Origin of the sequence: Chitinophaga ginsengisoli, assembly GCF_003014595.1 — a bacterium.
Classification (GTDB): Bacteria; Bacteroidota; Bacteroidia; order Chitinophagales; family Chitinophagaceae; genus Chitinophaga; species Chitinophaga ginsengisoli.
The window spans coordinates 194,049-214,279 of the sequence record NZ_PYGK01000004.1 but is presented as its reverse complement, the minus strand read 5'-3'; the positions used below and the strand labels follow the sequence as shown (position 1 = coordinate 214,279).

The window sequence follows — 20,231 nt, the reverse complement described above, 5'->3', positions numbered from 1 at the left end:
TTTTCTTTGCATAATTATTTGCTTATACAAACACCTCTACAATCTTTGTAGGTGGTACGTTCGCATTTCTCATTGCAATGTTACGGGCTACCATGCTGGCAAAGCCCATAAATGCCAACTGAGTGGCATTGTCTCCGCCTACCATCGCCGGGATACCATCGTCGCCGCCTTCACGGATGCTCTGCACCAATGGTATCTGCCCCAGGAATGGAATTTCCAGCTGTTCTGCCAGACGTTTACCGCCTTCCTTGCCGAATATGTAGTATTTGTTGTTCGGCAGCTCCGCCGGCGTGAAATAAGACATATTTTCTACCAGGCCCAGGATCGGTACATTGATCTGAGAACCACCAAACATCGCTATGCCTTTTTTGGCATCTGCCAGTGCCACATCCTGTGGTGTGGTCACCATTACCACACCTGTTACCGGTACTGTCTGCACCAGGGTCAGGTGGATATCACCCGTACCGGGAGGGGTGTCAATTACCAGGTAATCCAGTTCTCCCCAGTTGACATCTGTAAGGAACTGTTTGAGCGCGCTGCTGGCCATAGGGCCACGCCATACAACTGCCTGCTTTTCATCTATCAGTGACCCGATGGACATCAGTTTGATACCATGTTTCTCCAGGGGGACTATCATGCCTTTACCTTCCACAGTTTCCATCATCGGACGTTCACCGCGTACACCAAACATAATGGGTACGGACGGGCCGTAAATATCTGCATCCATGAGTCCTACCTTGGCGCCGCCTTCAGACAGGGCCAGGGCCAGGTTAGCAGCAACGGTGGATTTACCTACACCTCCTTTACCGGAGGCTACAACGATGATATTCTTCACGTTTGGTAATACACTTCTGCCATCTTTCCTGTTGGAGTTTACGTTGGCTGTCATATTCACCTGAACTTCCGCATCCTTGCTAACAAGGTGATGTATCGCATTCACACAGGCATTCCTGATCAGATCTTTGAGCGGGCAGGCAGGGGTAGTGAGGACAACGGTAAATTTCACCTTATTACCATCAATCTCAATATCTTTCACCATATTCAGTGTTACCAGGTCCTTCCCCAGATCAGGCTCTTCCACATTGCTCAAAGCCTTCAATATCTGCTCCGTTGTGATCATAAATAGTTGTTAATTTTAATTCCAGAATGCAAAGTTAACCCAATTGCGACTTAATTTGTCAGCGCTGTCATAGTTTTTGTCGATCTCTCTTCCATTCATCATCTATATTGACTGGAACACAATCCTATGGCTCCTGTTTTAAAACAAATAATTTATCTTAGAGGCGGCATGAACAAAAAGAGTACCTACATACTGCTATTTTTCCTGTTTTTTCCTTTCCTGCTGAAAGCCCAACTCTCGCAGTTCAAAGACAGCATTATCCAGATTTCCGGTATTACCATGACGGCAGACAGCCTGAGAGCTGTGCCGGCGGTAAGTATCCTGGTAAGAGGCCAGCACCGTGGTACTATTTCCAACAGCCAGGGTGTGTTCTCCATCGTTGCGTTTAAAGGGGATACCCTTACTTTCAGCGCCGTGGGTTTCAAGCGAAAAGATTTCAAGATTCCCATGAATCTGCCCGGAAACAATTACTCCATGATACAACTGCTGGTGGATGACACAACCTATCTGCCGGTTACTATCATTAAACCTTACCCCACCAGGGAGGAATTTGAAAAAGCATTTGTCAGCTCGGACATTCCGGATGATGAATACGAACTGGCCCGCAAGAATACAGAAGAGGCCCGTATGCGCGCACTTTCACGTTATATACCTCCGGACGCCCGCGAAGCGACCAACATGTACATGAACAAACAGGCGCAATCACTCTATTATGCCGGGCAGCAGGCTCCTCAGAATATTCTGAATCCGCTTGCCTGGGCGCAGTTTATTCAGGCATGGAAACGAGGTGACTTTAAGAATAAGAATAACAATAACTACAGTTATGGTTTTTAACCTGGCTTAACTCCATCTCTTAAACATCACTACACCATGCAACAAATTGCTGTCATCGGCGCAGGTACCATGGGAAATGGTATTGCGCACGTATTTGCACAGAACGGTTTTAAAGTCAACCTCATTGATGTTTCTGCCCCGGCACTGGAACGTGCCCTGCAGACCATCGAAAAGAATCTTGACAGGCAACTGGCAAAAGGGTCCATTACTGAAGACGTCAAACGCCAGACCTTACAGTACATTACCACATTCACTGACTTGTCTGCCGGTGTAAAAACCGCAGAACTGGTGGTGGAGGCAGCCACTGAAAATGTGGACCTTAAACTGAAGATCTTCAAAGAACTGGATCTTCATACGTCTCCCGACACCATACTGGCCACCAACACCTCTTCTATTTCCATTACCCGGATTGCTGCCGTTACGCAAAAGGCAGGTAAGGTCATCGGTATGCATTTTATGAATCCTGTACCGGTAATGAAGCTGGTAGAGATCATCAACGGTTATGCTACGGAGCAGACGGTTACTGCTGCTATTGTGACTCTATCAGAGCAGCTCGGCAAAGTGCCTTGTGTGGTAAATGATTACCCTGGCTTTATTGCTAACCGCATCCTGATGCCAATGATCAATGAAGCCATTTATTCACTATATGAAGGAGTGGCCGGTGTAACAGAAATTGATACTGTGATGAAACTTGGAATGGCGCACCCGATGGGACCATTACAGCTGGCAGATTTCATTGGGCTGGATGTATGCCTTTCTATCATGCGTGTATTACACGATGGTTTTGGTAATCCTAAATATGCGCCTTGCCCCTTATTGGTGAATATGGTGACTGCGGGTTACCTGGGCGTAAAAAGCGGCGAAGGGTTTTACAAGTACGAAAAGGGAAGTAAAGACCTGGTAGTCAGTGAAAGATTCTCAAAAACAGTAAATATTTAATCGCCGGATAATAACATTACATGCAATTGGAAATACAGTTAATGCTGTTTTACCAATTGCATGTAAATGCTATAATTCCTGACTATATCTTTCTCATCTCCAGCCCCCGGATATCCTTCAACTTTAACAGCGTTAACTCCTGTACGGCCTTCGGAATACCGATTTCCATCTCACAAAACAGCTGCAGCTCCTGCATATATATCGTACAATTCTGCTGCTTCAGCACTGTCATGATCTCATTCATAATAGTATAGTCGAAGCTCAGGTGATATTTAGCCTCCACGTTTTTCTGTACCACAGGAATCAGCTGTAACACCATAGCTGTGGACATTTTATAGGCGTTAATCAGACCCGGTGCACCCAGCAAAGTACCTCCAAAATAACGTACTACCACCACCAGCACATCCGTCAGTTGTTTACTGTCTATCTGCCCCAGAATAGGTTTGCCGGCAGTACCGGATGGTTCCCCATCATCATTTGCCCTGAATTGTAGTCCGTCAGTACCAAGGCGGTAAGCAAAACAATGATGGGTAGCTTTGGGGTGTTCCTTCTTCACTTCCTGCAGACAGTCTTTTACCTGATCTGCCGTCTTTACAGGCCAGGCATATGCAAGGAACTTGCTGCCCCTGTCTTTGAATTCTGCGGTTGCTGTTTTTTCTATAGTAAAATAAACTTCCATGCTGTTATTGTTTGCCGGTGGTATCAGCCTCCGGCTCATAAATGATCAGTAGCATATTGTTCTGCTGCAGATCTGTTTTTATTGTCACGTATTTCCTTAATGTTCCTGCCACAATTCTCATTACTGCTGTATTAGGAGGAATGCTGCCAAGATTATCAGCCAGCATGATCAGCCTGTTCTCTCCCTGCTGCAGGGTCACTTTCAGTTGCTGCCGTTGCCGTTTTACCGGGAAACCGGTCACTACTTCCAGTCCGTTCATGCGTATTGAGATGCTGTCACCATCTTCTGCAGCATCATCCCACAACTCCAGCGTTACATCGGCCTGTTGTACACTGATCTTTTCTAACAAACTTGTATGCCGTTCCGCAATACGTTTGTCATCAATAGGTTTAAGCAACGAAGACCTGATGCTGTCCTTCACAGGATGACCGGAATTACGGCCCTGAATATGACTGATATCAGTCCTGGCAGTGGTTACCGCCTGTGGTCCGGTTACACCTGCGGACGCTTTCATTGCCCCACCAGCGCTATCCCTGACAGCGCTGCCGGTACCCGGTATGTCGTTCCGTTTCTCCGGTGTATTTACAGCTACCGCTTTCATCGTATCCTTAACGGGTTTACGTGGTAAACGGTTCAGTTGTGCTACCAGGAAAGTCGCATATAAATTCGGTCTGTCGGAGAAATCAAACATGTACGACCCGGTAGTCGTCTTTACTTTAAATGCACCGGTATTCGGTGGCAGACGACCATAGTTATCTGCGAACAGTGTTACAATATTAATACCACTATCCAGGGGAATTTGCAAAGTTCTTCCTGTCTCACTGATATATGACTTGTCCAGCAGTGGTTTACCATTCAGCAACAAGGTCACTGTATCTCTGTCAATAACATTCTCATCTCTGATCGACAATGGTACGATAGAATCATACACATCCACTTTATCATAAATACCAAAGTAAATGGAATCCTCTTCAGGATGTAACATCCGGCGTATATCCTTGTGCTGCCAGGGAGTATTATTCTGTTTCTTCAGTACAATATCTTTGCGGGAAAGCAGCTCCCTCAACAGGTCTTTCATATATGCATACATCTCATCGTCTGCATATAACCCTTGCATATATAACTGGTGCGAGTCTATCCACATCCGTTGCAAACCCAGCTCCGGCGATCCTTTGGCCTGATAATTTAAAGTACCGTTCAGGTAAAGCATCCAGGCACCCAGGTGGAACGGGTTCTCCTCTACCGGATATTTTGCCCGGCCAATACCCAGCTGGTTATCATTTTTTTTCGCTAATAGTACTTCGTAAGTGCCTGAAAAGGGAGAATAGGTCACTTTCAGTTGTGCCGGATAGAGCATATCTCTTTCAGGCTTGCCTATCTGTAACTGTAGTTTAATACCGTTTGTAGTAGGCCATGGTTTGTACTCCATCGTCCAGGTGCCTACCCATTTATCCGTCTGGCCATATACCTTCAGCATACAGCAACAGAACAGTATCAACATACACACAGGGAGCCTCAGCAAGTTCATTATACCGTTCCCTCCTTTCTGTTGCGGTAATACAATATCCTGTCGCCATCCAGCAAAGTCTCTTCTGTCAGCAAGCTATTTGCCAATACCGGCGATTTTACGCCTTCCGGCAGTGAATGGCTGCCAATGATGACACGGGCTTCATCCCAAAGACCTGCTGCTATAAATTCATTCAGCACATAAGGTCCGCCTTCCACCAGCACACTTAATATGCGTCTTTCATGCAATAGCTGCATTAACTGCGGCAGAAGTGGCTGCCCAAAATCGGCTGTGACTGTTTCCGTTTCCCCGTCCTTCGTAGCAACTTCCCCTGTGATAAACAATGTGGGCGTTGCGCCGTTCCATAAATGATAATGACGGGGCGTTTTCAGTGTGCAGTCTATGACTATTCTAACAGGGTCTTTACCTGTCCAGTAGCGGTTGTTTAAACGGGGATTATCTGCTACTGCCGTATTGGTACCTACCAGTATTCCCATTTCTTCACTACGCCAGCGATGTACCAATCTGTCAGTCAGCGGATTTGAAATACGCACAGGAGATCCATCCGCAGCAGCCATATAACCCGCCGCACTCTGTGCCCATTTTAATATAATATAAGGGCGTTGCTGCTCATGAAAAGTAAAAAAGCGCTCATTCAGCTGTCGGGAGGCGGTTTCCAGTACATGTGTCCTCACCCTGATACCGGCCTCTTTCAGGATAGCAATACCTCGTCCTGATACCTGGGAGAAAGTATCTACACAACCTATTACCACCTCTCCTATTTTCTGTGCAACGATCAGCTCTGCACAGGGCGGTGTTTTACCATAGTGAGCACAGGGCTCCAGACTTACGTACATAGTCGAAGCGGGAATCAGCGGCTGATCTTCCGGTTTTACAGATCTGACACAGTTTACCTCTGCATGCGCATGACCATACTGCTGGTGATAACCTTCACCGATAATACGGCCCTCATACACCAATACAGCGCCTACCATAGGATTAGGCGCTACATTCCCCGCTCCCAGCTTTGCCAGCTGCAGGCACCGTTGCATATAAATTTCATCAAAGGAGCTGTCCATGATAGCGTCTGATATTATACTTTTGTGTGCAAAAATATCGTTTCAGCAGGGATTTTCCCTGCACAGTACATTTTTATACACGCTATATGACAATACAGGCCGCCTTTACACAGCTCATCACCTCCCTGGCTCCTGGTCACGACCAGCGGGAAGCCGCCAATATTGCGCATATCGTGATGGAGCATATAACAGGCCTGTCAAAAATGGACAGGATCGTTTATAAGGACAAAGAGCTGACAGCTCTCCAGGCCATACAATTAGAACAGGCCCTTACAGCATTGCTGGCACATCAGCCGGTACAATATGTTACCGGCAGCAGCTGGTTCTATGGCATGGAGCTGCAGGTAAATGCCCATGTGCTCATTCCCCGCCCGGAAACGGAAGAACTGGTGGAATGGATTGTGCAGGATGTACGTAACAGTAAATTACCCAACCGGAGAATACTTGATATAGGTACCGGCAGCGGCGCTATCCCCATCGCCCTTAAGAAAGAGCTGCCTGCCGCCACCGTCTGGGCAGTTGATATCAGCGCAGGCGCACTGGAAACGGCACGCTCGAATGCGCAGCAGCAGCAACTGGATGTTCATTTTGAGCAGGTAGACATTCTGAATACAAACGCTTCAGCAGCATTACCTATGTTTGACATTATCGTTAGTAATCCTCCGTATATCTGCCAGCAGGAAAGTGCAGGTATGCAGGAACAGGTAGTGGCTTATGAACCCTCTATTGCTTTATTCGTACCGGATGATGATGCGTTACTGTTTTACCGGCAGATCGGGTTATTGGCGAAGGAGAAACTGAACCCCGGTGGGGTCCTGTATTTTGAGATCAATGAAGCATTTGGGGAAGAAACGGCAGACTTGTTACGCGGACAGGGTTATCTGCATGTGGAAGTGAAAAAGGACCTGTTTGGAAAAGACAGAATGGTGAAAGCCTTACTATAAAAAAATTCGCGGTTCCGTATAACATTTCAGCTGTTATATGGAACCGCGATCTATGTATTTCAGATATATTATCCTTTACTCTGCGGATTAGCCGTAGCCAGCACCACTTTTGCGCCTATTTCACGGGCAACTTCCATTACCTTCACTACATCTTCTACAGGCACACTTTTCTCCGCATTGATCACAATAGTAGGATCGACGGTTTCACGTCCAATAGCGGGTATCAGCATCTGTTTCAGGCTTTCAAAAGGCACTTTGTTGGTACCTACAAAGAACTCCCTTTTATCATTGATACTGATCACCACTGTCTGTTTGGCCTTGGTATTGCTTTTCGCTTTAGGCAGTGTCAGCTTGATCACGTTAGGATTAGCCAGTGTGGATACGATCAGGAAGAACAGCAGGAGAATGAACAGGATATCATTCAATGCCCCGTTGTGCAACTCTACATGCCGTTTATTTCTTCTATTGCGTAGGTTCATATTTTACAATTACGAATTATCAATAAATTATCTCGTTGGTTCTTGCAAAATATCAATGAACTCTGCTGAAGCGCCTTCCATTTTATTGATAACCTTATCGATCTGTGCATTCAGGAAGCTGTAACCGATGTAGGCCACCAACCCGATGATCAGACCAGTAGCGGAAGTGATCATTTTCACATAGATACCACCTGCGATAGTACCCAGTGTGATATCGGATGTGATGGAGATGTTGAAGAAGGTCTGGATCATACCGGCAATGGTACCAAGGAATCCGAACATAGGTGCAATACCCGCAATAATAGACAGGATCACTAAGTTCTTTTCCATCTTGTAAATTTCCAGTTTACCTACATTCTCCATGGATTTTTCGATACTCTCGATCGGTTTACCGATACGTTGTACCCCCTTATCGATCATACGTGCGATAGGACTGTTGGTGTTCTTTGACAAAGAACGGGCAGCGGAGATATTGCCGTTGGAGATGTGGTCCCTGATCATGGGCATGAAGTTATCTTCCAGCTTACCGGCCTTAGAGATAGTAAGATACCTTTCTACGAACGCAAAAACAGCGATAATGGAAAGTATCCCCAATGGGATCATCAGTACGCCCCCCTTCATCAGCAGGTCGAGTAATTTGATGTGCTGATCACCAGCTGCAACATTTGCAGCCGCATTGGCAACCGTATCTGCCTTTGGCTGTAATAGAGAATCCTGTAGTAATGTAACGAGTCCTAAGAGCATGAAAAAAATTTTAACCTTGCAAAAGTATTAAATTCAGATGCAACAAGGCCGGAAGATACCAATAATATGGTAAACATTTAACGTATGTTCTGGCAAATTATTGCCAATCAACCAACTAAATCAGCTACGTTCTTCCCAAACCTGTGCCAGATATACAATAGTCTGCACGGCTTTATACATGTCCTGGATACTTACATACTCATATTTGCTGTGTAGGGCCATCTCTCCGGTGAAGATATTAGGACAGGGCAATCCCATAAAAGAAAGCCTGGAACCGTCCGTTCCACCCCTGATAATCAATCTTAAAGGCTCCACGCCGGCACGGCGGATGGCTTCTTCCGCATTGGCTGTTACCTGTGGATGCAGGTCCAGCACTTCTTTCATGTTGCGGTATTGCTGTGTAATGGTCAGCGTTGCAGTGGCCCGTGGATGACGGGCCATGACCATGTTCATAATATTCTGTAGAAAAGCCGCATGATCGTCCAGCTTTGCGGTAATAAAGTCACGAAGGATGAAGTCTATCTCCGCGTGTTCCACTATCCCCTGCATCCTCACTGGATGAATAAAGCCCTGGCGGTCTTCCGTTGTTTCGGGAGATAAGCCATCCTTTGGCAGAGCATCTACGATCTCACTGGCTATTTTGATAGCACTTACCAGTTTATCTTTCGCAGTACCCGGATGCACGCTCACACCCTGAATGACAATCTTAGCTGCATCGGCAGAAAAACTTTCTTCTTCCAGTGAACCACGTTCTCCCCCATCCATCGTATAGCCAAACTGCGCACCTAATCTTTTCATGTCCAGTTTTTCAACACCACGGCCTACTTCCTCATCCGGAGTGAAAAGGATACGGATATCCCCATGTTTGATCTCTGGATGCGTCAGCAGGAAGTGTGCAGCATCCATGATCTCCGCAACACCCGCCTTGTCATCTGCTCCCAGCAAGGTAGAACCACTGGCAGTGATGATGTCATCCCCTTTTTTGGACTGCAGGTATGGGTGTTCGGCTGCTCTGATCACGGTTCCTTCTTCCGGTAAGGCAATATCTCCTCCATCATATTGTTCATGGATGATGGGCTTTACGTCTTTACCACTACAATCGCTGGAAGTATCCATATGTGAACAGAAGCAGATCACAGGTACAGGCTTGTCCGTGTTGCCGGGAATGGTAGCAAAGACATATCCATGTTCGTCCATCACTGCATCTTTGATGCCCATTGCCTGCAGCTCTTCTACCAATAGTTTTCCCAGGTCCTTTTGCTTCTCTGTAGAAGGGAAGCTCTTACTCAGCGGATCTGATTGTGTATCGATCTGTACGTAGCGCATAAAGCGCTCTGTTACCGTGTATTTATAATTGTTGAACATAGTGCAAACGTAAGGAATTTCAGATTCCGGGAAATAAGCATCACATGATTTCCATGTTCAACAGAAAAAAACACTGTTTCTGCGCTAGTTTTATTCCAAAACAGCATATTTATCTTTATACACCTATAATAAAGTACAAAACACCAAATAAAAATATAATATCCATATTTTGTTCCACAATTATAAGTTTGCATAGAAAAGATACAGGGTTATTATCGTTTAAATCAGTAAGTATGCAAACCAACATTCTTGGCTACCCGCGTATTGGTAGCAACCGGGAACTAAAGAAGGCAAACGAAGCCTATTGGGCAGGAAAGATCTCCTTAGAAAAGTTACAACTCACCGCCAGGCAACTACGTCGCCAGAACTGGGAAACCCTTCATAATGCAGGCATAGACTTGATTCCCTCCAATGATTTCTCTTATTATGACCAGATATTGGATATGTGTATTATGACAGGTACCATTCCTTCCCGTTTTAAAGCTTTGATGGAAAGTCTCGTAACACCCGGCAGTCCTGAGTTATATTTTGCCATGGCCCGTGGTTATCAGAAGAATGGATTTGATGCTACTGCGATGGAAATGACCAAATGGTTTGATACCAATTATCATTACCTGGTACCGGAATTCGATAGCTCTCAAAAATATCGGTTGTTATACAACAAATGCCTGGAGGAATTTAAAGAAGCATTGTCCTTGGGTATACATACCAAACCTGTGTTGATAGGCCCTGTCAGCTTCCTGCTGTTGGGTAAGATCAAGGACGAAGAACTACAGGGGGCAGATCTGCTCGAACAGCTATTGCCTGTTTATATAACATTGCTGCAATCGCTGCAAGCGGCAGGCGCTACCTGGGTACAGCTGGATGAACCAACACTGGTGCTCGACTTAACACCCGCCCAACAGGAGTTGTTCCACTACGCATATACACAGATCCGGGAAGCCGTTCCTGCATTGAAGGTACTCCTGACCACCTATTTCGGCGGACTACAGGATAACACGCCGCTGGCAGTACAGCTTCCCGTAGATGCGCTACACATCGACCTGGTACGGGCACCAGAACAGCTGGATACCATACTGGCTTCCCTGCCCGATACGCTGCAACTCTCTGTGGGTGTGGTAAATGGCCGCAACATCTGGAAGAACAATTATGAAAAGTCGCTGCAACTGGTACACAAAGCCATCGCTGCACTGGGAGAAGAACGGGTATTGATAGCTAGCTCCTGCTCACTGCTGCATACACCTTATGACCTTGACCTGGAAACCGATGAAACAGTACTTACGCCGCAGATCAAGAACTGGATGGCTTTTGCCAAACAGAAAGTACATGAAGTAATTGCACTCAGAGATATTATTGCCGGCAACAAAGATCTACTAAAAGCCAACCAGGCAACTATACAGGAAAAGAGCACTGCCGCCATCATTCATAAACCTGCAGTAAAAGCCAGACTGGCTGCATTGACTGCGGCTGATGCTGAACGTAAGAACGCATTTCCCATCAGACAGAAAGCGCAGGAAGCCGTATTACAACTGCCTCTGTTTCCCACCACTACTATCGGGTCCTTCCCTCAAACGGAAGATATCAGGAAACTACGTGCCGATTTCAAAAAAGGAGTTATTACCTCTCAAGAATACGATGCTGCTATCCGCAAGGCTATACAGGATTCCGTACAACTGCAGGAAACCCTGCGCATCGATGTACTAGTACATGGAGAATTTGAGCGCAATGACATGGTTGAATACTTCGGAGAACAACTGGAAGGTTTTGTATTTACGAAGAATGGCTGGGTACAGAGCTATGGTTCCAGGTGTGTGAAACCTCCTGTAATTTATGGCGATGTGCAGCGCAGTGCGCCTATGACTGTCGAATGGAGCAGCTATGCACAATCGCTGACAGACAAACCAATGAAAGGCATGCTAACAGGGCCGGTTACCATCCTGCAATGGTCGTTTGTACGTGATGATCAACCGCGTGCTGATACCACCCTGCAGATAGCATTGGCCATCCGCGATGAAGTTGTGGATCTTGAAAAAGCAGGCATCCGTGTGATACAGGTGGATGAACCGGCAATCAGGGAAGGATTACCACTGCGTGAAGCCGACTGGCAGTCTTACCTGGATTGGGCGGTAAAAGCATTCCGCGTGTCAGTGTCCGGCGTGGAAGATGCTACACAGATCCACACGCATATGTGTTATGCGGAATTCAATGATATTATCAGCAATATTGCCGCTATGGATGCAGATGTGATCACGATAGAAACATCCCGCTCACAAATGGAGTTACTGGAAGTATTTTCCACCTTCAGATATCCGTATGAGATCGGCCCCGGCGTATATGATATACATTCACCACGGGTGCCCACGGTAGCTGAAATGACAGCACTGCTGGAAAAAGCCACACAACTACTGCCGGCGCGTAATATCTGGGTAAATCCTGACTGCGGATTAAAAACACGCAAATGGCCAGAGACAGAACAGGCATTGCGCAACATGGTGGCCGCTGCCCGCAACATGCGCATGGCTGTAAACGCAACAGTATAACCATACCCTCAATAAACATTTATCCGCCATTCAAAACTGCGGAAGTGTGGCAGAAGCATTTGCTTTTGCTACACTTTCTGTATTGCAACTGTTACGTGCCCAGCTATTTATGAAACAAATCCTGTTTCGTGATCCCTGATTCGTAACTTTACAGCATGGCTTGTCATGAAACCATCAACTGTCCCCGCTGTAATACAGCTTTTGAGTGCCGTGTTGGTTCTATCCTCCGCTGCCAGTGCCAGCACGTAAAGCTGACAGAAGAAGAGCGCATATTCATTGCTGGTACCTATGCCGGATGTCTTTGCGCCGGATGCCTGAGCGACATGAAGATATCCTACAGACAGACGCAATTTAAACAACGCCTGCTGCAACTGCGTATTCTGCGTCTAAAAGATAAAAACAGTAAATCAACAATATGGCATACGAAAAACAGATAGCCGATTCCGTTACCCGGATCTTCAAAGCAGTATTCCCTAACACAGTGAACCATTATGATACCCTTTTCGGCGGTACAGCGATGCAGCTGATGGATGAAGCAGCTTTTATCACTGCCACACGTTTCAGCCGTATGCGTATGGTAACAGTGTCAAGCGACAGAATAGATTTCAAGATGGCCATACCTCATGGCACTATCATTGAACTGGTAGGAACAGTAATACATGTAGGGACTACCAGCCTGAAAGTGGAGGTGGATATTTATGTGGAGCAGATGTATAATACACACCGTGAGAAGGCTATCTCAGGTACATTCACCTTTGTGGCGATTGACGAGCAGAAAAAACCAACCCGAATCGTATTGTCGCATGAATAATGCAATATTATAACATGGCTTTAAATGCAAAACGCTGATAACCTCTTAGGGCAATCAGCGTTTTACATTAAGAATTTTAGTTGCTGTTATTTGATCTCTACCAGTTCGATGTCAAATATCAGGTCTTCGCCTGCCAGTGGATGGTTAGCATCCAGCGTGATGAATTCAGCGTTTATAGCGGCTACTTTCACAGGGAATACCTGTCCCTGAGGATTGCTCATCTGCAGATCCATACCTACCTGAGGGTTCAGATCAGCCGGAATATTTTCTTTTGGAAACTCCATGATCAGCTCATCATTTTTCGGACCGTATGCTTCTTCCACAGGAATATTCAGTGTTCTTTTCTCACCCACTGTCATGTCCACCACACCATTATCGAAGCCTTTAATAACCATACCGGCGCCTACCTTGAACTCCAGCGGGTCCCTACCCTCGGAAGAATCAAATGTAGTTCCGTTGGTCAGGCGACCATGATAATGCACACGCACCGTATCTCCGTTTTTAACTGCTTGCATAAGAATTTAATTATAAGTGTTACAGGATTTAATTGTTGCAAGGTAAGAAAATAGTGAATAGATATTCAATTTAGCATAAATCCCGTAAACTACCAATCCTTATATATCTTCCTTTATTTAAACTATTTTTACGCCATGTATAAGATCATAATTCCTCTCTTATTATGGCTGGCAGTCACTACTGCTGCATGTGCCCAGGTTATAACAGGAGCTGAAAGGACCAGCGAATACCTGCCGCTACTGAAAGGCAAAAGAGTAGCATTGCTTGTTAATCAGACTGCTACATTGGGTAACTCGCACCTGGTAGATTCACTGCTGAAACTACATGTACATATCCAGAAAATATTCAGTCCGGAACATGGTTTCAGAGGTAATGCCGATGCAGGCGAGAAAGTAGGCAACAGTAAGGATGAGCGCACCGGGCTGACCATTGTATCCCTTTATGGTAAACATCGTCAGGCAACTGCAGCTGACCTGCAGGATGTAGACATTCTCATCTTTGATATACAGGATGTAGGCGCCCGCTTTTACACTTATATTTCCTCGCTGCAGGAGCTTATGGAATCTGCTGCAGAAAATCATAAACCGCTTATTGTGCTGGACCGTCCTAATCCCAATGGACACTATGTTGATGGCCCGGTATTACTCGACACGACATTGCGCTCTTTTGTAGGCATGCAGGCTATTCCTATTGTACATGGTATGACTGTTGGAGAATATGCTAAAATGCTGAATGGAGAAAAATGGCTGAAAAATGGGCTGCAGTGTGCCCTGACAGTAGTCACCTGTCAGCACTATGATCATCATACCTACTATCAGCTACCGGTAAAACCTTCACCCAACCTGCCCAATATGGCAGCCATCTATCTGTATCCTGCCACATGTCTGTTTGAAGGAACAGCGTTAAGTCTGGGCAGGGGAACAGATCTTCCTTTCCAGGTATTCGGGCATCCCTCCTATCCCAAAAACCTGTATTCCTTTACGCCGCGCAGCACTCCAGGTGCAAAGGAACCACCACTGAAAGATGTGACCTGTTATGGATATAATCTCACCGGTACACCAGCTGCAGTCAGGAAGGAAATGAATGACTGCATACAGTTGAAATGGCTCATACAGGCCTATCAGTTATTTCCCGAAAAGGATAAATTCTTTATTCCTTTTTTCAATAAACTGGCTGGCAATACTACTTTACAACAACAAATAAAAAAAGGCCTTAGCGAGGCGGAAATACGCAAAAGCTGGGAACCTGCTTTGACTCAATTTAAAACTACCAGGAAGAAATATTTATTATATGCAGAGTGAGTTAACGGATCAAAAGAATACCAGGATCATTTTCATGGGTACTCCCGATTTTGCGGTGGCATCACTGGATATACTGGTGCAAAACGGATACAATGTTGTAGGCGTGATCACAGCGCCTGACAAGCCTGCGGGAAGAGGCCTACAGCTGCAACAGAGCGCTGTTAAGCAGTACGCTGTATCAAAAGGCATCCGGGTATTGCAGCCGGAAAAGCTGAAGAACCCGGAATTCCTGGAGGAACTGCGTGCACTGAAAGCAGACCTGCAGGTAGTAGTAGCTTTCCGTATGCTACCGGAAGTTGTGTGGGATATGCCGCCTTTAGGTACCATCAATGTACACGCTTCTTTGCTGCCCAATTACAGGGGAGCAGCGCCTATCAACTGGGCTATTATTAACGGGGAAAAGCAGTCAGGTGTGACTACTTTCAAGCTGCAGCATGAAATCGACACCGGTGATATTCTTTTCAGTCAGTCAGTCGATATCCGCGATGACGAAACCGCCGGAGAACTGCACGATGACCTGATGGCCACCGGCGCAGGCCTGTTACTGAAAACTGTACAGGCGCTTGCTTCAGGCAATGCCAAGGGAACGCCACAGGCACATATCAAAGCGGAAGACATTAAACATGCCCCCAAGATCTTTAAAGAAGATTGCCAGATAAAATGGGAACAGCCTGTAGAACAGATCTACAACCTGGTACGTGGCCTAAGTCCCTATCCTACTGCCTGGACAACACTCAATGATAAAGGATTGAAAATCTTCAAAGCGACCAGGGAACATACTACACCCAGTGTAGCACCCGGACAAGTGATCAGTGATAATAAAACCTACCTGAAAATAGCAGCAGCAGACGGTTATCTTTCTTTACTGGAGATCCAGCTGGAAGGTAAGAAACGGATGGATATTGACGCCTTTTTAAGGGGGAACAAAATCAATTAAGGGGCAACCACATAATATTTAATCAGGAATTAAGCATCAGGAAATTATTCCATTCGCCTGACGCTTAATTCCTGATTTTTTATTTAGTCTTCGTAACTCAGCTGGCAATAGAACTTCGCTTCATTGGTGCCTAATGCTTCCAATGCTGAATCACTCAGTTTGATGATCAGACCTTCATTTTGTTTAATCTGCGGAATAGCTTCCAGCACTTTTGCATAGATGAACTTACCATTCAGCGGATTGGTCACTTTGATAATGGTACCTCTCGGTGCGGTGTTATGCAGCGCATAATACTTGCCGGGGCTCGCATTGCTCTTGAACCAGCCTCCCGGGCCCTTTTCAGAACTTACGTTTTTACCGTTACCTGTCTGCTGATTGTATAACTGTTCAAAAGAGGATCCTGCCGGTGCAGATGTTGCTGGTGGCTTGCTGGCATTATTGCTATCCGGAGTCTTTGCAGGTTCCGGAGGCGCTGGCTGATCCGGTTTAGTAACCGGAGGTGCCGGTGTTGTGCTTGCCGGAGGGGTTGCCACCGGCGTTGTTGGCGCAGGATTAGATGGTGCCGGATTAGACGGTGTTGGATTAGATGGCGTTGGTGTGGAAGCAGGTGGCGTTGCTGCCGGATGATTTGCCGGAGGTGTAGTTGCCGGTATGCTGGCCACAGGTGCTGAAGGAGTAGGCGATCCGCTACCTTTCAACCATCCAACTATCACATAACTGTCTTTCTGCAAACCATCACCGGTCATCTTGTTCCAATGGCGGATATTGTCCAGTGACACCTTGTTATGATTAACGCTCAGACGATAGAGGGTTTCTTTCTCCTCCACCTTATGATAGACAGGCGTACCACCAGCGTCTGATTTCTGTGAAAAGTTGGTGTTATTCAGCGGGACCTTTACTTGTTGTCCCAATTGCAAACCTTGTTCAAACGAAATATTGTTCTCACTTGCTATTTCCTTTGGAGACACACTGTAGGACCTGCCCAGGCTGTAAAAGGTTTCCCCCTTTTTTACAGTGTGCAATACATACAGATCAGGAGAGGTACCTTGTACCTGCAACCTGTCCTGTGCCTGTATTCCACCGGCTACACATAATACAAGTCCTGCAATTGTCATGAACGTTTTTACCATTACTACGCTGTTTATACCTTTCGGGTAACTAAATTAAAAATTATTTGCCTACACTTCTTTTAGAATACGGAGTTCTTTAGGATAGTAATTGTTGATACGGTTCGGTAATATTTTCGCCCATCCAAGCGCCATCCCTTCATACATCATCAGCGCCCAGCCCTTCACATTTGTTGATACTTCCGGATCTTCTTTTCTCAGATAACGCAAGGCCTGTTCTCGGGTCAACCCTATCTGTGGGATTGTTTCACTCATCATGGTGCTCATTGCCAGCTGGTGATCTGGTATCAGTTCCTTTGCTGCCAGCTGACCAGCCTTTATGCCAGCTTTCCGCAAATATAAGTGCTGTTGTAATAAAGAAACAACAGGCGCCATATTTTCCGGAAATATTAATACCTCTCCCTGATGGTCCATCAGGAAGAGATTGTCCATATCTTTCACCCATTGAGCTACCTTTCCTACCTCTTTTTTAGCGACCGCCGGAAGCGTATCACGTTGCCTTTTAGCGGTGTATACATCTCCTGCTGTCTTGCGGAAACAGGTGATAAAAAAGCCTTCCCCTTTTACTTTATCAGGATAAAAGCGATAGCCTTCTGCAGCCTGTGGTCCTGCTTTTGTCTTCACGATATGCCAGCTATCGTCAACCGGTATAGCAATATTCTCCACTGTAAAATTCTCCTGTATCCATTCCATGATCTGTTCATCCTCCTCTCTTGAGTAAGAACAGGTGGCGTAGATCATGATACCATCTTCTTTTAACGCATTCCATACATCTGCCAGTATGCGCTGCTGCCGCTGGCTGCAGAGGATCACATTCTCGGGCGACCATTCTTCCACGGCTTCTGGTTCACGACGGAAAAGACCAGAACCGGAACAAGGCGCATCCACTACCATCACATCAAAGTATCCGGACAGTTTCGCGAAGTCCCTCGGATCATTGTTCGTCACAACAACATTGGCAGCTCCCCATTTACTGATATTATCCGCCAGCAATGCAGCCCTGCTTTTGATCACCTCGTTGGATACAAGTACACTGTCAGGACTGAGCAGGGATTGCAACAGGGTAGATTTACCTCCAGGTGCAGCACACAGGTCCAGTACTTTCAACGGAGCATTCAGGTCGCAGACATGGCGCATTACATGTTCCAGGAACATAGAAGAAGCTTCCTGTACATAGTAAGCGCCTCCATGAAAAAAAGGATTGAAGGTAAACGAAGGCCTTGAAGGCAGGTAATATCCATACCGTGACCATGGCACCCGGCTTACGGTTTCTTCTGTCAGCGAGGCAAGTACCTTTTGTATTGTGCCTTCATCCTGTAACTTGTTTGGATTGATCCTGAGAGAAGTGACCTTTTCGCCTGCCTCATGTACACGCAAAAAGGCTGCCAAATCCATGCCTGGCAGTCCTGTGAGTGTATCTGTAAATTTTTTTGGTAAGAAATCCAACCCCTTATTTTTGCGGCAAAATACTGAAAAAAAGGGGGATGACCGATAATGTGGCACCGCGGCTACCAATTCGGTAATAGCAGCAGCACCCTGCCGGAAGGCTGTATTACTATAGGGAGTTCACGATTTCAGCCACCAGTTGCTGTAATACCTGTTTGGCGTCTCCAAACAACATAGACGTCTTAGGCTGGAAGAACAGGTCATTCTCAATACCCGCATATCCGGGTTTCATACTTCGTTTATTGACAATTACACTCCTGGCGTTTTCCACATCCAGGATCGGCATACCGTAAATAGGGCTGGCTGGATCCGTTTTAGCGGCGGGATTCACCACATCGTTCGCTCCCAGCACCAATACCACATCGGTCGTGTTAAACTGTCCGTTAGCCTGCTCCATTTCCAGCAGTTTCTCATAAGGTACATCTGCTTCCGCCAGCAGCACATTCATGTGCCCTGGCATACGTCCGGCTACAGGATGAATGGCATATTTCACTTCTACTCCCCTTGCTTCCAGCAAGGTTTCCAGCTCGTGGCAGGCATGTTGCGCCTGCGCCACTGCCAGGCCATACCCCGGCACGATCATCACTTTCCGGGCATAAGCCATGATAACAGCGGTATCCGATAAAGTGATCTCCTTGTACGCCCCCTGTTCCCTGCTACCTCCTGCCGCTTTCGGGCTGCCGAAAGACCCGATCAATACATTCTTCAGAGAACGGTTCATCGCCTTACACATCAGGATTGTCAAAATAGTACCGGCTGAACCTACCAATATCCCTCCTGTCAGCATCACCGGATTGTTGTACAGGAAACCACCACAGGCAGCTGCTACACCGGTAAATGAATTCAACAGAGAGATCACTACCGGCATGTCCGCACCGCCAATGGGCAAGACAAAACATATCCCGTACAAAAGCGATAACAAGAGTATTACTACAAAAAGTATAACCGTTACTGCTGGCAGGGCGGCTGTTACAACTACCGCCAGCAACAGGATAACAGCCAGTATCACCAGGTTAAAAATATGCTGCCCTTTAAAGGAAATATCTTTAATCCTACCGTTTAGCTTTCCCCAGGCAATGACAGAACCTGCAAAAGACACAGCGCCAATCACCATACCTGCCAGGATGATCACCAGCTGCATCCTGACTGGTGCACCTGTGAAGATCACGGCTGTCATATACTCAAATTCCACTATAGAGATCAATGCCGCACAAGCGCCCCCCATCCCGTTAAACAGGCTGACCATTTCCGGCATCGCTGTCATTTTCACTCTCCTGGCCGATACCAGTCCGACAACACCTCCTATAAGCAGTCCTGCCATGATCCATCCGTAATTATGCAATCCCTGCCCATGGTGCCTGTAGAGAAAAATAGTGCCCAGTATGGCCAGTGTCATGCCTCCCGCGGCAATGGCATTTCCTTTCCGGGCAGTAGCAGGATTACTCAACATCTTTAACCCTATGATAAATGTAACAGAGCCTATCAGGTAGATCAGCGGTAACATAGTGTAATGATTAGATACAATTATTTGGTCTTTTTTGACTTGAACATTTCAAGCATCCTGTCTGTCACAACGAAACCACCCACTACATTGATGGTACCCAGTATAACGGCAAGAAATCCCAATACCAGCGCCAGGTAATTATCAGCTTCGGCTTCTCCCATCACGATGATGGCGCCAATGATCACAACACCATGAATGGCATTGGCGCCGCTCATTAGCGGCGTATGTAGTACGGAAGGCACCCGCGATATCACCTCCACTCCCAGAAAGATGGAAAGAATGACTATATACACCGCTTCCAGGTGCTGTTGTAAAAAAGAAAAAATAGCGTCCATTATTGGGGATCGTTGATTTCAGTA

The 20,231-nt window shown here is 46.3% G+C and carries 20 protein-coding genes; 8 read left to right on the top strand and 12 right to left on the bottom strand.

The genetic code is table 11. The features are described 5' to 3' along the window. Positions 1–22: 22 nt before the first annotated feature. Entirely contained in the window at positions 23–1,120 is a 1,098-nt protein-coding gene (locus CLV42_RS11765) for an Mrp/NBP35 family ATP-binding protein (protein WP_106602116.1), read from the bottom strand. Positions 1,121–1,288: 168 nt separating this feature from the next. On the opposite strand from CLV42_RS11765, the gene CLV42_RS11760 reads away from it, so the two are divergent. Beyond that, positions 1,289–1,954: a carboxypeptidase-like regulatory domain-containing protein gene (locus tag CLV42_RS11760; protein WP_245901625.1), complete on the top strand. Its 666-nt coding sequence runs from the start codon at positions 1,289–1,291 to the stop codon at positions 1,952–1,954. A gap of 36 nt (positions 1,955–1,990) precedes the next feature. Continuing rightward, positions 1,991–2,893, top strand: coding sequence for a 3-hydroxyacyl-CoA dehydrogenase family protein (locus CLV42_RS11755; protein ID WP_106602114.1), 903 nt, complete (start codon positions 1,991–1,993; stop codon positions 2,891–2,893). Between the two features lie 82 nt (positions 2,894–2,975). Here the strand turns inward: CLV42_RS11755 and CLV42_RS11750 are convergent, their stop codons facing one another. Genes CLV42_RS11750 through ribD form a run of 3 tightly spaced genes read right to left on the bottom strand, consistent with a single transcriptional unit; the run spans position 2,976 to position 6,158 of the window. Continuing rightward, on the bottom strand, positions 2,976–3,572 hold the full coding sequence (locus CLV42_RS11750; RefSeq protein WP_106602113.1) for an IMPACT family protein: 597 nt from the start codon (positions 3,570–3,572) through the stop codon (positions 2,976–2,978). Positions 3,573–3,576: 4 nt separating this feature from the next. Continuing rightward, positions 3,577–5,049, bottom strand: a complete 1,473-nt coding sequence (locus tag CLV42_RS11745; protein ID WP_106602112.1) for a hypothetical protein — start codon at positions 5,047–5,049, stop codon at positions 3,577–3,579. 50 nt (positions 5,050–5,099) lie between these two features. Beyond that, positions 5,100–6,158 (bottom strand): bifunctional diaminohydroxyphosphoribosylaminopyrimidine deaminase/5-amino-6-(5-phosphoribosylamino)uracil reductase RibD, encoded by a 1,059-nt coding sequence (gene ribD / locus CLV42_RS11740; protein ID WP_106602111.1) that lies wholly within the window; start codon positions 6,156–6,158, stop codon positions 5,100–5,102. Between the two features lie 86 nt (positions 6,159–6,244). Here ribD and prmC point away from each other — a divergent pair, with 86 nt between their 5' ends. Continuing rightward, a complete protein-coding gene (prmC, locus tag CLV42_RS11735) occupies positions 6,245–7,102 on the top strand; it encodes a peptide chain release factor N(5)-glutamine methyltransferase (protein ID WP_106602110.1) in 858 nt (285 codons plus the stop codon). A 68-nt stretch (positions 7,103–7,170) separates the two neighbouring features. Here the strand turns inward: prmC and CLV42_RS11730 are convergent, their stop codons facing one another. From CLV42_RS11730 to pepT, 3 genes are all read right to left on the bottom strand, one after another. Further along, positions 7,171–7,581, bottom strand: coding sequence for an ExbD/TolR family protein (locus CLV42_RS11730; protein WP_106602109.1), 411 nt, complete (start codon positions 7,579–7,581; stop codon positions 7,171–7,173). Positions 7,582–7,608: 27 nt separating this feature from the next. Then, positions 7,609–8,325, bottom strand: a complete 717-nt coding sequence (locus CLV42_RS11725) for a MotA/TolQ/ExbB proton channel family protein (protein ID WP_106602108.1) — start codon at positions 8,323–8,325, stop codon at positions 7,609–7,611. A gap of 120 nt (positions 8,326–8,445) precedes the next feature. After that, positions 8,446–9,690, bottom strand: coding sequence for a peptidase T (gene pepT, locus CLV42_RS11720; protein ID WP_106602107.1), 1,245 nt, complete (start codon positions 9,688–9,690; stop codon positions 8,446–8,448). Between the two features lie 233 nt (positions 9,691–9,923). Between pepT and metE the strand changes: the two genes are divergently transcribed. The 3 genes from metE (at position 9,924) to CLV42_RS11705 (ending at position 13,041) form a co-directional block, all read left to right on the top strand. Continuing rightward, entirely contained in the window at positions 9,924–12,230 is a 2,307-nt protein-coding gene (metE, locus tag CLV42_RS11715) for a 5-methyltetrahydropteroyltriglutamate--homocysteine S-methyltransferase (RefSeq protein WP_106602106.1), read from the top strand. 155 nt (positions 12,231–12,385) lie between these two features. Beyond that, complete coding sequence (locus CLV42_RS11710) at positions 12,386–12,667, top strand: cysteine-rich CWC family protein (protein ID WP_106602105.1); 282 nt, start codon at positions 12,386–12,388, stop codon at positions 12,665–12,667. After that, entirely contained in the window at positions 12,646–13,041 is a 396-nt protein-coding gene (locus CLV42_RS11705) for an acyl-CoA thioesterase (RefSeq protein ID WP_106602104.1), read from the top strand. The genes CLV42_RS11710 and CLV42_RS11705 overlap by 22 nt, the downstream gene beginning before the upstream one ends. Before the next feature lie 86 nt (positions 13,042–13,127). Here the strand turns inward: CLV42_RS11705 and CLV42_RS11700 are convergent, their stop codons facing one another. After that, positions 13,128–13,556, bottom strand: coding sequence for an FKBP-type peptidyl-prolyl cis-trans isomerase (locus CLV42_RS11700; protein ID WP_106602103.1), 429 nt, complete (start codon positions 13,554–13,556; stop codon positions 13,128–13,130). Positions 13,557–13,691: 135 nt separating this feature from the next. On the opposite strand from CLV42_RS11700, the gene CLV42_RS11695 reads away from it, so the two are divergent. Both CLV42_RS11695 and fmt read left to right on the top strand, forming a co-directional pair. Beyond that, positions 13,692–14,858 carry an exo-beta-N-acetylmuramidase NamZ family protein gene (locus CLV42_RS11695; RefSeq protein ID WP_106602102.1) on the top strand — a complete coding sequence of 389 codons (1,167 nt, stop codon included), beginning with the start codon at positions 13,692–13,694 and terminating at the stop codon, positions 14,856–14,858. After that, positions 14,848–15,795 carry a methionyl-tRNA formyltransferase gene (gene fmt / locus CLV42_RS11690; protein WP_106602101.1) on the top strand — a complete coding sequence of 316 codons (948 nt, stop codon included), beginning with the start codon at positions 14,848–14,850 and terminating at the stop codon, positions 15,793–15,795. The genes CLV42_RS11695 and fmt overlap by 11 nt, the downstream gene beginning before the upstream one ends. Before the next feature lie 83 nt (positions 15,796–15,878). Here the strand turns inward: fmt and CLV42_RS11685 are convergent, their stop codons facing one another. The 4 genes from CLV42_RS11685 to CLV42_RS11670 form a co-directional block, all read right to left on the bottom strand. Continuing rightward, positions 15,879–16,925 (bottom strand): LysM peptidoglycan-binding domain-containing protein, encoded by a 1,047-nt coding sequence (locus CLV42_RS11685; RefSeq protein ID WP_106602100.1) that lies wholly within the window; start codon positions 16,923–16,925, stop codon positions 15,879–15,881. 48 nt (positions 16,926–16,973) lie between these two features. Beyond that, positions 16,974–18,368 (bottom strand): methyltransferase RsmF C-terminal domain-like protein, encoded by a 1,395-nt coding sequence (locus tag CLV42_RS11680; RefSeq protein WP_106602099.1) that lies wholly within the window; start codon positions 18,366–18,368, stop codon positions 16,974–16,976. 109 nt (positions 18,369–18,477) lie between these two features. Next, entirely contained in the window at positions 18,478–19,872 is a 1,395-nt protein-coding gene (locus CLV42_RS11675; protein ID WP_106602098.1) for an NAD(P)(+) transhydrogenase (Re/Si-specific) subunit beta, read from the bottom strand. A gap of 20 nt (positions 19,873–19,892) precedes the next feature. Then, positions 19,893–20,207: an NAD(P) transhydrogenase subunit alpha gene (locus CLV42_RS11670; protein WP_106602097.1), complete on the bottom strand. Its 315-nt coding sequence runs from the start codon at positions 20,205–20,207 to the stop codon at positions 19,893–19,895. Positions 20,208–20,231: the final 24 nt, after the last annotated feature.